The sequence below is a fragment of the Bacillus sp. FSL M7-1345 genome (assembly GCF_038006985.1).
GTDB lineage: Bacteria > Bacillota > Bacilli > Bacillales > Bacillaceae_G > Bacillus_A > Bacillus_A cereus_U.
This window is the reverse complement of sequence record NZ_JBBOWG010000001.1, coordinates 1,609,161-1,624,223: the sequence shown is the minus strand read 5'-3', so window position 1 is coordinate 1,624,223 and position 15,063 is coordinate 1,609,161. Positions and strand designations below refer to the sequence as shown.

Here is a 15,063-nt window from a genome sequence, read left to right as displayed (position 1 = left end):
GATGGCTACTCTAGGCGAAAAAATTAAAACGTTACGAAAAGAAAAAAAGTTTACTCAAACTGAGCTAGCAGGTTCAGAACTGACAAAAAGTATGCTAAGTCAAATTGAAAATGGAAAAGCTACACCTTCCATGAAAACATTACAATACATCGCTGAAAAACTTGGATGCGAAACGAGTTTTTTACTAGAAGAAGATGATGTAGAAATTGTAGAACTCATTCAAAAAATGGAGCCATTAATAAAGGCAAATAAATGTGATGAAGTATATGAGACTTTACTACCTATCGTTCAAAAAAAGCTACCTTCTACTTTAAATACCGCTCGTTTATATAAACAATTTGTAACAGCTGCGGCGATTATGAAAGATTATAACATTGAATATTACGTTGAAAAGGCTACTTCTATTTTTGAAAAATATACGTTATACCGCGACAGTACGGAAACAAAATTAAAATTATCCTTTACGATATTCACACGTAAAAAGTACGCTGAATGTCTACAACTTATAGCGAGTATCCGAAATGACTATGAAGAGAAACATTTAGAAATGGATCTCATTATACATATTGAGTTATGTTTATATGAAGCCATCATTTTACTAGCATGTGGCGATTATGAAACATGTGAAAAAAACATATTAGAAGCACTCGCATTTTCAAAAAAGCATCAAGTGTATTATAAAACAGACGAATTTTACCGTATTTTATCTTACCAAAAAGTCATTACAGCTGATAAAGAAAAATATTTATATTACATAAAAAAATCGGAGCAATTCGCCATTTTTACAGAAGATACTTTATCCATTGCTATTATTGATCTTTTAAAAGCTTACTACTACAACACAATTACTAATGAATATACAATTGCATTAGAACACCTAGAACAATTTCGAGAAAAACTTAAAGATGAACCAATTTTTCAAGACGATGGATTGTATTATCTTGAAAAAGGAAAATCTTTATACGGCTTAAAACGTTATGAGGAGGCTTTACAAACATTGCAACGTGGTATCATGCCGGATTATATGAACCATCCACTTGATCAAGCGTGGCTTACAACAGCTGGTGCATATCGTGCCCTTTGTTATGTAAAACTTAACGATAAAAAAAGGGCTCTGGAGGAAATAACAGAAGCACATGAAATCATACAGTCCTATCCTGATTCCACCTTCTCTTCATTTATTAAAGAAACATTACAAATAATACAAAAACTTTAAGAATGTCTCGAAATGGTATATTATTCCTCTTTTTTAGCAAAGATAATAATGATGGGAGGAATATAAATGAATATACAACGCGCAAAAGAGCTTTCTGTGTCATCAGAACTTGCTAATGTCAATTTTCAAGGCATGCCTGTTACGATTCAACACGTCGACGAAAGCAACGAAACCGCCCGCATATATGAAGTGAAAAATCCAGGACGCGAATTAACAGTTCCAGTTAATAGCTTAGAGGAAATATAAAAAATGCCACTTCTTTTTTTTGAAGTGGCATTTTTCTTACTTTAGATTACTTAATATAAATCCCTTCTATCCTCTGTTTTACAACACCTAAAAAAATAAGAATCTTCTACTTCTTTTCTTTTTTTAACCTGCTAAAATACAAACTATGAATTAATTATTCGCACTATACATTAAGGGGGAAAAATAATGAAATATGATTTAGAAAAAAACAAGCCCTATTATGCAGTTATATTCACTTCTAACCTATCAAATGATACAACAGATTATAGTAACGTTGCCGAAAAAATGGATGACCTTGCGAAACAGCAACCTGGATTTTTAGGTGTCGAAAGCGCACGTTATAATTCTGGACTCGGAATTACAATTTCTTATTGGGAGTCACTTGAAGCAATTGAAAATTGGAAACGGAACGCCTTACATAAAGAAGCGAAAAAAAGAGGCCGTGAGCAATGGTATGAAAACTTCCACCTGCGTATCTGCCTTGTTGAGAAAGAATATAAGTTTCAAAGAGGTACATTGTAACTATGAAGAAAAAATTAGCTCTCGTTGTTGTTCATGAAATATATGGTGTGAACGATCATATGCAGCACGTTATAGACCGCTTCACTTCATCTCATATAGATGTATTTTGTCCTAACCTTCTACAATCACAACATGCATTTCATTATAGTGATGAAGAAAAAGCATATCAGCACTTTATGAATCACACTGGATTTGATTATGGGAAGAACCAAATTAAAAAATTCATAACAGGCCTTTCGAATAGTTATACACATATAGGGCTTATCGGTTTTAGCGTTGGAGCGACAATCGCCTGGCTCTGTAGTAACAATCCAAAAATAGATTTTATCATTGGATGTTACGGTTCCCGTATACGTGACTATGTTCACATTAAACCTACATGTGCTACATTGCTTATTTTTCCTGAACAGGAAGCTAGCTTTTCAGTATCCTCTTTAATCCAAACATTGCAGCAACAAAATAACCCTTTATTAAAAATAAATCAACTACACGGTGAACATGGATTTTTAAATCCGTACACTGAAAAATATAACGAGCACTCTACAAAGCAAGCATACAACCTAATAGATTCGTTTCTTACGCAAACAATATGATAAAGGAGTTTTACATGTCACTTACATTACTTTTACTCATATTCATAATCATTCCCTTTATTTCAGCATTAGCTCTCATTTTTATGACGGTTAAAAAAGGAAATTTTTTAAACAGACCATACTTACAATCATTCATCGTATGTGCTCTATTTTTTACGAATTGGATATTATATTTAACAAATTTTTATTCATTACTACCTGAGAAATTTAGTCGATTTATATTTCTACCTATTTGGTTTTTCCTTTGCGTTCTAGGCTTTATCGTTTTCGCACGTGAATGGAAGAACAATCGTATTTTTTCCATATCTATCGGTTTTCTTTCCTTTATTAGTTTTCTATTTGGATTATTGTTGTTAGTTCTTTCGGGAATATAAAAACAGAAGGAAGAAAAGCCAACACTCAACTTTTCTTCCTTCTATGTTTACCTTTAGATTTCACTGTTACTGATTCACAAGGTGTATAGTAAATTTGAGGTGTCGCCTTATCAACAACCATCATAAACGTAATAAAACCGATAATAAAGAAAATGAATACCGTTAATAAAATAGCGCCTATCGTTAAAAGTATCATAACACCACCCCTATATATTTCATGTTATTACACCTTTCGCTATTATATGAGCTGAATCCTTTTTAGAAAAATAAACGTAACAAAATAATTACAATGACTCCTGTTAATACTGTTCCTAATAAACTACGAGTATATATCGCTACGAAAAATGTCGGAATTGCCGCAATGATATAATCCCACTGCACTGTCTCGTGCATAAATAATACTTGCGCTAAAAGTGCTGCTAATATCGCAATCGGTATGTAATTTAACCATTTTAAGCCCCAATCTGGAATTTGCAGTTTGCTAAATACGAGAAGAGGTAATATACGAGGCACAAGTGTAACTGCTCCTGCTGCTAGTAAAAGTAATAATACGTCTAATCTCATTTCCATTTCTCAATCACCACTCCAATCGTCGCAGCTAACAGCGTTGCGATAATAACTGCTATGCTATCTGGCATAAACAAGTGTGAAACGTATGCAATAACAATAGCTACAATCGCAACAGTAAGATGAATTGCTAGTTTCGGTTTACTACTTATAAGCTGGAGAACAAATAATCCAATAAACATTGCTGGTAAGGCATAATCCATCCCGTACGTATGAGGATCTGGTATCCATTCACCAAAGAGTCCGCCAATAATTGTAGCAATAATCCAATTTAAATATGCTGTTACGTTTAATCCTAGCATCCACTTTTCACCTAAATAACCTTTTTTCGCTGCGTGCTGCACTGCAACGCCGAAAGTTTCATCTGTAATTTGCGAACCGATGATTAAGTTTTTAAATAGAGGAATTTTCGTGAAGTAGGGCGCAAGCGCAGCGCTCATTAATAAGTGGCGTAGATTAACAAAAAATACGGTAAAAATGATTGCTGAAGCCGGAGCACCGGCAGCATACATACCTGCTAATATAAATTGAGCAGAACCTGCATAAATTAAAGTGGACATAAAAGCAATTTCAATGATGGAGAAACCAGCTGTTTTCGCAATTACACCAGCCGCTATACCAATGCTCAAATATCCAAATACAGTTGGTAAACAATCCTTTACACCTTGTTGAAATGTACCATCGCTCTGTAATGTCATATGTGCCTGAGCTTTATTCACCTTTCTCTCCCCCCATTTCTTCCATACTACGTTTTCCTGTTACGACATGAACTAGATTTATAATTACATCCATTTGTCGCTCCTGTTCTAAATAATTTAATTTTCGGTCTAACAATTCAAAGGACCTTTCAAAATCTTTTCGCATTCGATCCATTAATCTCTTAGCTGCTACAGGTACATATTTTACTGGTTTAGAAGCACTGCGCCTTTATCCATCAACTTGCCGAGCACCTCGTAAATCATGGAACGAGGTACGCCTGTTTGTTTACTCACTTCATAACCAGTTGCTAGGTAATGTTTTAATAAACCTATATAAGCTTTACATTCATACTGGGAGAACCCAATTCCTTTATTATTTCATCCATCACAATCTATATAGCTCTAACTCCATTTTCTATATTAGTAGTTATTGTTATAACTACTAATATAGAAAAGAAGTCCCTTATAGTCAACTGATGATTCTGAATTTTAAAACACAAATAAAAAAGCCTCCTTTTAAAAGGCTTTTTGTACATAATGTTCCTATTATTTTAACTGCAAACAATTTGATATATTATCCTCCAAATGCTCACGTAAAGTTGAACCTGTATACTCTTCTCTAAATACACCTGCTCTCACGAATAAAGGAATCACTTCACTAAAGAATAAATCCAATGATTTAGGAGGTCCACCTGGAATTGCAATGAATCCATCTAGTGCTCCTGCTTCAAATCTTTCCATAATTTGTTTAAAAATGTCTTGTGGTGTGCCAATAGCGACCCAATGAGCAGAATCAACAACTTCTGGTCGTTCTAATATTTGCTCAACAGTTGGTTCATTTTTAATGATGAAATTTCGTAATAATTCGGCATGTGTTTTACTACGTACAGTTTGATTCCTACTTGGTAGCATATGTTCAGTAACCTTACTTTCTAATGGTATTCCTCTAACGTCTAACCCGAGAACCATTTCGAGTAAAGCGTACCTCTTCTCTTTTGTAAGGTGTTGATGAGCTTGCCTGTGCATTTCTAGTGCTTCTTCATATGAATCACCAATAAAGAAATATAAACCAGGCAATACACGTATATCATCTTGCTTTCGGCCATGCTTTTCTGCTCTTCTTCTTAAATCTTGACGAAGTTCGATTCCTGACTCTACATCTGGCATCGCGGCGAAAATTGCATCCGCAACAGAAGCAGCGAAATTCCGGCCAGACTCTGAAGCACCCGCTTGAAATAAAGGCATTTCCCCAGAAATATGTTGCGGAACATTAAGTGGACCTTTCACCTCAAAATGCTCACCACGATGCTCAATTGGCTGTACCATCTCTCTAATTACATCTGCGTTGTCTTCTTTCAAAACTTCATAAGGATGACTCCTCCAAAGTTTTCTTACTAACTCTGTACATTCTGCCGCTTTCGCGTATCGTTCCTCAGATGGTGGCATCCCTGCCTCACCAAAGTTTTCAGCACCATCAATTGATGTGACAATGTTCCATCCTACTCGGCCGTTACTAATCCAATTTAAAGATTGTAGTTGCCTCGCTAGTATATATGGTGGATAAAATGAGGTTGAAGCGGTCGTAACGACTCCAATTTTTTCTGTCGCATACGCAATAGCAGTAAAAAGTAATGTTGGATCTAAAATTACATTCCCCTTATTACGTGCAATTAAATCTGGATGTGCCACTAAATAATCCGCTTTAAAAACAAAATCTAACTTAGCCTTCTCTGCCAGTTGTGCTAACTCTACTTGTTCATCGATTCCTGAATCAAACTTATTCTCTTCTTCTTTCTTTCTAGAAATCAAACATAACCCAATGCAAAGCTGTTTTTTTGTAGACATATGTACACACCTTCCCCTTAGTTTTTAATTCACCTAGTTAAACAAGTGATACGACCATCGCAGCTTCTATTCTTATTAAAGATAAAATGATATTGATAATCATTATCATTTTATGATGTAACTAAAATAAAAGCAAGAATAAAAAAGACTCCTACTAAAAGGAGTCTTTTATCTCAATATTTCATTCGCTTCTTTTTCATAAATTTTATCAAACGAAGTCATGATGCGCTGCGATGCTTGAATCATTTTTTGATTCGTCATAAGATCAGCCATTTCTTTCGTCATATCTACATTTGAATTTTCTAGCATATGATTACGTACTGCCCCTGTTCCGTTCGGTAAATCAGCTACGTTTCCTTCTGCCAGTGTAAAACTTTTATTTTCACGTTGCACGAGGCGAGCGTTCGTTTCTGCATCTACTGTTTTCGTTTGCAAGCGAGCAATATTATTTTGTGTTACTTCATCGTATAAAGTACCGTCTGCTTGTACAGCTACCTTTGCTCCTTCGGGAATACGAATACGTTCATTATTCTCACCCATTACGAAAGCACCAGATGCTGTTTGTAAATAACGATCACTATTTACTGTAAAGTTTCCATCTCTCGTTAAAAATGTTTCATCATTTTTAGAAGTAACGAAAAATGATGATGTACCAGCTGCACCGTCATCTAAAAAGAAATCTGTAGGGCTATTTGTAATTTGTACATTCCCTTGCGCTAAATTCACATGTGTCGCAGCTGGTACGACAGCGTAATCGACCGAACCGATATTTGTCGCCGATCCGTCTCCGCGGCGATATGTGTCTTGCACATCAAATACTTTAGAAGTCATGTTTTCTGCTTTAAACCCTGTCGTTTGGGCATTTGCGACGTTATTAGAGTGTACATTTAAACGCTGCATGTAATTCATCATACCCATAGAACCTATATAAAGACCGTTCATACTCGTTTGAATAAGGCAAGCGCCTTATTCTTCACCTCTCTTCTTACGATGTTTGTAACATTTGTTTTGCTAAATGTTCAGCTGTAGCGATATGTATATGTTGCTTCACGTCTTGTCCATCTGTCATTAATACAATTGGAGCTGATGATACAGCTGGAATTTTCAACAATTCACCACTGCTCGCTGTTTCATCAAATTTCGTAAACACGATACCATCAATATGAATATCTTTAAAGTTCGTAATGATTTCAATCATGTCTTTACTTTTCATAGAAGCTGATAACGTTAAACAAATATAATCTGGCTCTACTTGTCCCATCGTTTCAATCATTTCTTCAACCGTTTCTGACGTACGATAATTCTTCCCGGCTGTATCTATTAATATATAATCGACGCACGCTTCTTCTTTAAAATAAGTGAGCGCCCTTGTCATTGCTGCTTCATCTCGCACAGCGATTACTTCTGACCCAATTGTTTTTACGTAATCTTGTAATTGCTGCACTGTTCCAATGCGAGAGTGGTCCGTCGTAATAAAACCAACTGTTTTGTTCTTAGCGTGAAACTGCCATGCCATTTTCGCAAGTGTCGTCGTTTTTCCAACGCCAGTTGGACCGATTAATGCAATCGTTTGTACTTCTTTTTCAAATACGTTTTCAGTATTGAAATGAGATCTCATATCTTCCAATATGTATCCGATGACTTCCTCTTCTGTAATCATCGTTGCATTCTCAAACTTCACTTTTAATTTTTCAGCATATGCATGAATGAAATATTGTTCCACATCGTTTTGTTCTAACATCCGAATTACTTTTTGAATAATAAATGGTACAGATTCCTGCTTTTCTTTTTTAACAACTACCTCTTCTTTCTTGACAGGAATAGCTTGTTTCACAGCAGGCTGTTTTTTCGTTACTTTCGTCGCCTCCGCACGTTTCACAACGACAATCCCTTTTTCAAACAGTTGTAATAGTTTCTCTTTTTTTCTTGCCCATTCTTCACTATTTCCTGTTTGCATCGCTGCGTACGGCATAGAAGTCGTTACGTTTTCTAAATTGTGCAGTACCGATTGAATTCCATTTGCCTTCACAATATCTTCTGAAGGTTCATTTATAACATCCATTAATTGGTCATGAAACTGAGCTATGCCTTCGTTACTTTCTTCCTGTTTATCTTCAGGAAAAGCGACTAACATTTCATAATTCTTCTTCCAAAAAAACGGGATGTTTCGTTTTACACTTTCATCGACAACGTAGTAATAATCTGTACCATATTGGTCAAATAACTTTCGATACAATTCATTTTTCGAAGCTGCTTTTATTCGCATTAACGCTTCTTTTTTTTCTGTACTTTCCATTACTTCACCCCCTACTATTCAATATAAGCAATTTGATCTACAACAATTTCTGGTGCTAATTCACTAATACATAATACTTTAGCTTCTATTTGATAACGTTCAAGAAGTCTCACAATCGCAAACCTGAAATCTTTTCTGCGCGTTAATAATACTGGCTCTCTTCCCATTAAACGAGCTTGTTTGAAAACGCGCTGTACTTGCTCTACTACTCGCGTTTCTAAATCTAAATCCCAGTTTAATAAATAACCTTGATATGAATTATTAACAACATCCGCATCTAACTCGATTGAATCAGCGAAAAGCGCTGCATAAATTTTCCCGTCAGGATTTTTCGCACTCTCACAAATAACTTTTGAAATACATTCACGTACAAATGCAGTGACACCATCCACATGGTTTTGATAAATTTCTTTCCCGTCAATAATACCTTCAATAATCGTTGGTAAATCACGAATTGAAATTCCTTCTTTCAGCAGTTGTTTAATAACATTTTGAACAAGTGATAAATCGATTTCTTTCTTCTTAATTTCTTCTAATAAAACGCCATTATCAGTTTCAAGCGAGTTAATCAAGTCTTTCACATGTTGACGCTGAATTAACTCATGAAGGTTACGTCTAACGACAACATCTAAATGCGTAATTAATATGCTGAGTGGCTCTAACACTTGATAGCCTTTCATTTGTGCATCTTGTACCATATGCTCCAAAATCCAATATCCATCTTCGCCGAAAATTGGATCTTTCGCTGGTTCTGCATCTAAATCAGCCATTACGTTCGGTGTTTTCAGTGCTAATAAATAACCTGATTTTAAAACACCTTCAGCCGCCTTTGCACCTTTAATACGAATAATGTAACGTCCACGTGGTCTAAAGCTCGTATTATCTTTAAAGTTAATTCCAGGAACGTTAATACCAAGGTCGGTAATAATTGACTTCCTCATAAGAACAACTTTATCTCGAGCTGTTTCCCCGTTAATCTTCTGCTTTACAAGTGCCGCTAAATCTAATCCGAGCTCTACAATAATCGGATATTTATCCGTAAAGACTCCGAATGAATCTTCCACTTGTTGCAGTTGCTCTTCATCGCCTTGAATCATCTCTAATTCTTTTTGAAGCTCGTCTTCTTTTTCTTTCTTTATTCGCTTTTTATTACGAACTCCTAAGAAAACAATCGTGCCTCCAACGAGAGCAAATGGTAGAAATGGTAACGGTGTAAAAACACCCATTGCGATAAATAAACCACCAAGCGCATATACAACAACTTCATGCGCTAATAACTCTTTAAAGATTCCTTCAGTTACTGTATCAGATGAACCGTCAAATACTCGCGTTACGATAATACCTGTTGAAATCGCAAGCATTAACGAACCAATTTGGTTTACAATTCCGTCACCGACAGTTAACTGTGTATAGTGAATAGCCGCATCTGCAAAGCTCATTCCTTGCTGCATCATACCAACAATTAAACCGAAAATAATGTTTACAAATAAAATGACAATCCCGAAAATAACGTCCCCTTTAATGAACTTTCCAGCACCATCCATCGCTCCGTAAAACTCTGTTTCCATATTTAATTTTTTTCGTTTCGCCTGTGCATCTTTTTCTGTAATAAGACGCTGATTCAAGTCAGCATCGATAGACATTTGTTTCCCTGGTAAAGAATCAAGTGTAAAGCGAGCTGCTACTTCAGCTGTACGAGACGCACCGTTTGCAACGATAAACTGGAATATGATTAAAACTATAAAAATAACGATACCAATTAATAAGTTCCCACCAATTACGAACTGGCCAAACTCTTCAATAACATGACCCGCATTTCCGTCTGTTAAAATCGCTCGCGTCGTCGAAACGTTAATCGATACGCGGAAAATCCCGATTAATAACAACATCGTCGGAAATGACTTTAATTCATCCCACTCGTTAATACTTGTAGCTCGCATATAAATAAGCACTGACATACTTAGTAGAAAAACGATAACGATATCAAGTATAAATGGTGGAAGTGGAATTAAGAGCGCCACAACGAATGACGCTGCTAAAAAGATAGAAAAATAGGTTCTTGCAGAATCCATCTTAAACAAAGAGATCCCCTCCAAACGCGCTATTATACTTCAAGTTCGTTCGTTTGAATTAAATAGCGCATAACTTCAATTACAGCTACGTATAAATCTTCTGGAATCGTCTCGTCTTCCTCAACTTGATAATATAAAGAACGAGCAAGCGGACGGTTTTCCACCATTGGTATTTCTTGTTCACGGGCAAGCGTTCGTATATATAATGCGAGCTCATCTTCCCCTTTTGCAACGACAATAGGCGCTGCATCAACTTGTTTATTGTAACGAAGCACCACCGAAATGTGCGTCGGGTTGTTCACAATAAACGTTGCACCATCCATCTTCTTCGCAATTGTCCCTTGCAAGATAGCATGCATAAAGTTTTTTCGTTTCCCCTTTACTTGCGGGTCCCCTTCATTATCTTTATGCTCTTGTTTCACTTCTTCTTTTTTCATCTTAATATCTTGTTCGTACTCCCATTTTTGATAGATGAAATCAATAATAGAAAGAATGATTAAAATAATTAAAATGGCTAAAAAGATAAATTTAATTTGGCTAATAATTTCAGTAAGTGACGCTGTCCAGTTAAATCCAATCATACTAACAATCTTCTCTAAATTCTTTTTAAAGAGAACGTACGAAACGTAACCGATTAATCCCATATAAAACAGTGATTTCAAAATATCTACTAAACTTTTACGACTAAACAATCTCGTAAAATAGTTTTTCGGATTAATACGTGATGCTTTCGGCTTAAGTACTTTAGAAGAAAATAAGAAACCAACTTGAATCATATAATTGAACAAATGAAAAGCATATACAAGTATTAATATAGGAGCCGATACTTTCAGAAGTAATATGCCCATTAAATAAAAATACTCGGTCGAATCTGTATTTTTTCCAATTTGATCAAACAGTACCGCTACGGAATGTGCGATCTCATAACCGAGCCAATCTCCGAAAAAGTAAACGACAACTGCTAATACAAGAATGGAAAATAAATTATTTAAATCTTTACTCCGGGCGATATTCCCTTCTTCACGCGATTTTTTACGCTTCTGCGGGGTGGCCTTTTCTGTTTTATTATCCTTTGCCATGCGCGTCCCCCTACTTCGTTAAGAAAAAGTTAAATAGTTTCGTATACTCTTCCAGTAATACGTCTGTCATATTTTTAAACACATAACCGAGCATCGGTACACTCATCGCAATAAACAAAATACCACACGTTATTTTAATTACGTACGCATTCATAAAAACGTTTAATTGCGGTGCATTTTTTGCGATTAAAATAAGGACGAAATTAATAATGAATAGACTGCCCATAAGTGGTAAAGCAATTTCAACCGCTGATGTAATTGCAAATAATAACGTTGCAAGTAGACTATCTAAAAAACTAGTCGTCAACAATTTTGAAATCGCCTCTGTATATTGAAACGACTTTAAAATCGTGGCAACGAAATAGTTAATGCCGCCCAGTGAAATAAAAATAATAAGAAAAAATATATCAAAAATTGTTGATAGCAAAGTGGACTGTGACCCTGCATTTACATCAAATAAACTCGCCTGTGATAAACCGATATCAAAGTCTAAAATATGCCCTGCCATTTTCGGAATGTTCCACAGCATCTCTACAATTTTTGAAAGTGATAATCCAATTACAATTTGCGTTCCTGCATAAGCAGCTACATCCCAAACTGTCTTTATGTGAGAGACATCCACTTGATCGGCCACTGTAATCGAAAGAGCGAGTCCAAATGTAACCTTTGCCATCGCCGGAATTGATCGGCCTGAGAAAAACGGTAGAAAATATAAAAATGAAGTAATGCGACAAAACGCAAAAAACGTCGCCGCCCATAATTCCATATTCATTTCAGTTCACCTATCTTAGTACGAACGCAATAGCGATGGGATTTTATCAAATAAATCTAAAATAAGCATCGTTAACTCTTGAAACATCCACGGACCTAAAATGATAATAACGAGCACAATACTCGCCATTTTCGGTAAAAACGTCAGCGTTTGCTCTTGAATTTGCATCATCGCCATAATAACCGCGATAATAATAACGACAATCATACTTACAACGGCAATCGGCATTAAAATCATAACCCCTTTATAAAAAAAGGTTTGGAAAATATCTATAATTGGTGACGTATTCATTTATATGACTCCTATCACATAGCATCAAACGCTTCAGGCAACCGTCTTAAACATAATATCGACGATTTTTGTATATCCACCTAAATATACGAAAACGAGTATTTTAAATGGTAAACTTAAAATCATCGGCGGTACCATCATCATCCCAAGGTACATTAAAAGTGTACTAATAATTAAATCAATAAAGACAAACGCTAAATAAATGAACATCCCTGTAAGTAAACCTTTTTGAATTTGCGTTAACGTAAAGGATGGCACAAGCGTAAACAGTGAAAGATCCTTTAAATCTTTCGGCAACTCTTCTCCGCGCACTTTCAGCATCATTTTCAAATCATGCTTATACGTATGCTTCGACATATAATCTTTCATAATCGGAGCTGTCGTCTCCGCAGCTTGACTTACTGTTATTTTTTCTTTCGTCATCGGGTCCCACACATCACTCTTTAATTGACCAAGCACTGGCTGCATTGTAAACAGCGATAAAAATAATGCGAGTCCAACAAGCACTTGGTTCGGTGGTAAATTCATAACTCCAAGCCCTTGACGAGTAATCCCAAGAACAATCATAAAATAAGTAAAATGCGTAAATAAAAGAACGATAGAAGAAGATAATGATAGAAGGGTAACGAGCGCGAATAGTTGTACACTTGAATTACTCGTAAACTCTTTTCCATTTTCGAAATTAATAAAGCCGTTCGGGGCTGCATACGCTGGATTTACAAAAACAAATGAAAAAATAATAGAAAATGCGAAAATAACGGCAAATAACGATAACTGTTTCTTTATTCTCATGATGGATCCTCTACTTTTTTCGTTTCACTCTTCACCGCGTCTTCTAGCGCTTGTTGAAACTGATTTCCTGTTCCTGTTAACTGCACAGATTGCACACCGTTATTACTAATAACAGTGAACACTTGCTTCCCGTCCACTTCAAACAAAAAGGCGCTCGTTTGATGATTTAAATACACGCCGTCTTTCACTTGAATGTGTCCGTTTTCACCTTGCTTAAAAAACTGCTGTTTGCGCGTCTTTTTCGTCATATAATATGCACCATAGCCGAGCGCACCAAACAGTAAAACGACTTGAAATAAGGTCGTCATATACGACATATGACTCCTCCTCTACTCTTTATCCTGCATTTGATTTTGCGCCTTCATAAGCGCTGCATGTTTCTTATCAGCTTCAATTTCAGAAATAATAATGCCGAACTTCTCATCCATTACTATCGCTTCACCAATACCGACTTTCATATCACTTAAATATACATCTACTTTATGTCCTAAATTTTTCTCTACTTCAAGAACATCGCCAACTTTTAATTGCTTCACATCACCAAGCATAATAGATGACTTCCCAAGCTTTACTCCAAGTTCAATTGAAATATCTGAAACGGTATCAATATGTGCCTTCCCCGCTTCATTTCGCTTCCCGGCAAATTCTTCTAATCCCATTAATGACACAGGAGATACTTCATGCTTCATATAAATCCTCCTACTCTATAAAACTTTTAAATAGGAGCGCCTTACGCGTTCCATCTTTCCCGATAAAACAATTAAATTTATGTTTTCCATCTACATAACCACGTAGTTGGTCTGTTACTTTCGTATGAAGCGGAATAATGTCGCCTTCTTCAATTTGCTCAATCTCGCCCATTGTCATCTTTTGCTCACCAATCGCAACGTGAACAGGCTTGTACACTTGATTTACTTTCACTTCTACTTCAGACGTATACTTTTTACGCTTATCCGAAGAATGTTCGACAATATTTTCAGACGTCAACTTATCCATAATTTCTTCAACAGATAAGAACGGAATACCGATACGAACTGTCGTATTCCAAAAATCTGTTTTCATATTTACATTTAATAGTGAAATAATATCGCTCGCTGTCGTAATCTTCAGCGCATTCGGATCTGTCTCCGTCGTTACAAACTTCGGTTCAATCGCAACAACGCTTTCAAATGATTGCTGTAAATTTTTGCAAAGAAGAGCAAATATATTATCAAGCGTTAAAAACTCAAACGCAGTTAACGGTCTACGCATCGTAAAGTTACGCTTACTATCTCCGCCAAGCCAGCATTCATGAATATAAATAACGAACGCTAAATCAATTTCAATTACGATTTCTCCAAGCTCTGGAAGGCCCAGATCAATAACGCAATATAAATAGTAATCTTTCGGCATTTTCTCCACATACTCACTCGTAAACGGAACTTGTTCAACGGTCGAAGGCTCTAGTTCAATCGGAATACGCATACGAGCTGACAACGTCTGTGACGTCTGTTTGCCAAAAGTCGACGCAATTGCTTGCAAACTACGTAAATGCTCAACACCAAACTTCTCCGGTCTATTAAAATCATACTCTTGAAATTTATCTTGCTTCCCTGCTTCTTGTGCGAAAGCTGGCATTTCCTCGCCTTCATTTACCGCCTTCAGCAGGGCATCAATCTGCTCTTGGCTTAATTTATCGCCACTCATGAAAATCCCCTTCC

The 15,063-nt window shown here is 36.1% G+C and carries 19 protein-coding genes and 1 pseudogene; 5 read left to right on the top strand and 15 right to left on the bottom strand.

Annotation, left to right across the window (positions count from 1 at the left end):
• Position 1: 1 nt before the first annotated feature.
• From MHB76_RS08480 to MHB76_RS08460, 5 genes are all read left to right on the top strand, one after another.
• Positions 2 to 1,216 carry a helix-turn-helix domain-containing protein gene (locus MHB76_RS08480; protein ID WP_078173081.1) on the top strand — a complete coding sequence of 405 codons (1,215 nt, stop codon included), beginning with the start codon at positions 2 to 4 and terminating at the stop codon, positions 1,214 to 1,216.
• A gap of 66 nt (positions 1,217 to 1,282) precedes the next feature.
• The gene (locus tag MHB76_RS08475; RefSeq protein WP_002158456.1) at positions 1,283 to 1,462 is read left to right on the top strand and encodes an H-type small acid-soluble spore protein; all 180 of its coding nucleotides are present in this window, start codon (positions 1,283 to 1,285) and stop codon (positions 1,460 to 1,462) included.
• A gap of 186 nt (positions 1,463 to 1,648) precedes the next feature.
• Positions 1,649 to 1,984 carry an antibiotic biosynthesis monooxygenase family protein gene (locus MHB76_RS08470; RefSeq protein WP_078173080.1) on the top strand — a complete coding sequence of 112 codons (336 nt, stop codon included), beginning with the start codon at positions 1,649 to 1,651 and terminating at the stop codon, positions 1,982 to 1,984.
• 2 nt (positions 1,985 to 1,986) lie between these two features.
• Positions 1,987 to 2,577 (top strand): dienelactone hydrolase family protein, encoded by a 591-nt coding sequence (locus MHB76_RS08465; RefSeq protein ID WP_078173079.1) that lies wholly within the window; start codon positions 1,987 to 1,989, stop codon positions 2,575 to 2,577.
• Positions 2,578 to 2,591: 14 nt separating this feature from the next.
• Positions 2,592 to 2,951 (top strand): hypothetical protein, encoded by a 360-nt coding sequence (locus tag MHB76_RS08460; RefSeq protein WP_078173078.1) that lies wholly within the window; start codon positions 2,592 to 2,594, stop codon positions 2,949 to 2,951.
• 25 nt (positions 2,952 to 2,976) lie between these two features.
• Here MHB76_RS08460 and MHB76_RS08455 read toward each other — a convergent pair whose 3' ends face one another.
• The 15 genes and pseudogenes from MHB76_RS08455 to fliM form a co-directional block, all read right to left on the bottom strand.
• Positions 2,977 to 3,147, bottom strand: a complete 171-nt coding sequence (locus MHB76_RS08455; protein ID WP_002158467.1) for a DUF3951 domain-containing protein — start codon at positions 3,145 to 3,147, stop codon at positions 2,977 to 2,979.
• Positions 3,148 to 3,209: 62 nt separating this feature from the next.
• Positions 3,210 to 3,521, bottom strand: coding sequence for an AzlD domain-containing protein (locus MHB76_RS08450; RefSeq protein ID WP_070141625.1), 312 nt, complete (start codon positions 3,519 to 3,521; stop codon positions 3,210 to 3,212).
• The gene (locus MHB76_RS08445; protein WP_439823121.1) at positions 3,512 to 4,216 is read right to left on the bottom strand and encodes an AzlC family ABC transporter permease; all 705 of its coding nucleotides are present in this window, start codon (positions 4,214 to 4,216) and stop codon (positions 3,512 to 3,514) included. The genes MHB76_RS08450 and MHB76_RS08445 overlap by 10 nt, the downstream gene beginning before the upstream one ends.
• 34 nt (positions 4,217 to 4,250) lie before the next feature.
• Positions 4,251 to 4,582 (bottom strand): annotated as a pseudogene (locus MHB76_RS08440) (TrmB family transcriptional regulator); the annotation flags it as partial.
• 180 nt (positions 4,583 to 4,762) lie between these two features.
• Positions 4,763 to 6,061, bottom strand: coding sequence for an NtaA/DmoA family FMN-dependent monooxygenase (locus MHB76_RS08435; RefSeq protein WP_078173076.1), 1,299 nt, complete (start codon positions 6,059 to 6,061; stop codon positions 4,763 to 4,765).
• Positions 6,062 to 6,229: 168 nt separating this feature from the next.
• Positions 6,230 to 7,003 (bottom strand): flagellar basal-body rod protein FlgG, encoded by a 774-nt coding sequence (locus MHB76_RS08430; RefSeq protein WP_078173075.1) that lies wholly within the window; start codon positions 7,001 to 7,003, stop codon positions 6,230 to 6,232.
• 43 nt (positions 7,004 to 7,046) lie between these two features.
• Positions 7,047 to 8,357: a flagellar biosynthesis protein FlhF gene (gene flhF / locus MHB76_RS08425; protein WP_078173074.1), complete on the bottom strand. Its 1,311-nt coding sequence runs from the start codon at positions 8,355 to 8,357 to the stop codon at positions 7,047 to 7,049.
• A gap of 14 nt (positions 8,358 to 8,371) precedes the next feature.
• Positions 8,372 to 10,438, bottom strand: a complete 2,067-nt coding sequence (gene flhA / locus MHB76_RS08420; protein WP_002189082.1) for a flagellar biosynthesis protein FlhA — start codon at positions 10,436 to 10,438, stop codon at positions 8,372 to 8,374.
• A 23-nt stretch (positions 10,439 to 10,461) separates the two neighbouring features.
• Positions 10,462 to 11,508, bottom strand: a complete 1,047-nt coding sequence (gene flhB / locus MHB76_RS08415) for a flagellar type III secretion system protein FlhB (protein ID WP_002202515.1) — start codon at positions 11,506 to 11,508, stop codon at positions 10,462 to 10,464.
• A gap of 10 nt (positions 11,509 to 11,518) precedes the next feature.
• Positions 11,519 to 12,280 carry a flagellar biosynthetic protein FliR gene (locus MHB76_RS08410; protein ID WP_001055697.1) on the bottom strand — a complete coding sequence of 254 codons (762 nt, stop codon included), beginning with the start codon at positions 12,278 to 12,280 and terminating at the stop codon, positions 11,519 to 11,521.
• Between the two features lie 15 nt (positions 12,281 to 12,295).
• A complete protein-coding gene (locus MHB76_RS08405; protein ID WP_002011993.1) occupies positions 12,296 to 12,571 on the bottom strand; it encodes a flagellar biosynthetic protein FliQ in 276 nt (91 codons plus the stop codon).
• A 33-nt stretch (positions 12,572 to 12,604) separates the two neighbouring features.
• Positions 12,605 to 13,363 (bottom strand): flagellar type III secretion system pore protein FliP, encoded by a 759-nt coding sequence (locus MHB76_RS08400; protein ID WP_002126633.1) that lies wholly within the window; start codon positions 13,361 to 13,363, stop codon positions 12,605 to 12,607.
• Positions 13,360 to 13,680: a hypothetical protein gene (locus MHB76_RS08395; RefSeq protein WP_000121176.1), complete on the bottom strand. Its 321-nt coding sequence runs from the start codon at positions 13,678 to 13,680 to the stop codon at positions 13,360 to 13,362. Before MHB76_RS08395 ends, MHB76_RS08400 begins: the two co-directional genes overlap by 4 nt.
• Before the next feature lie 12 nt (positions 13,681 to 13,692).
• Positions 13,693 to 14,052, bottom strand: coding sequence for a flagellar motor switch protein FliN (locus tag MHB76_RS08390; RefSeq protein WP_002202516.1), 360 nt, complete (start codon positions 14,050 to 14,052; stop codon positions 13,693 to 13,695).
• 10 nt (positions 14,053 to 14,062) lie between these two features.
• Positions 14,063 to 15,049: a flagellar motor switch protein FliM gene (fliM, locus tag MHB76_RS08385; RefSeq protein WP_070146385.1), complete on the bottom strand. Its 987-nt coding sequence runs from the start codon at positions 15,047 to 15,049 to the stop codon at positions 14,063 to 14,065.
• Positions 15,050 to 15,063 lie beyond the last annotated feature (14 nt).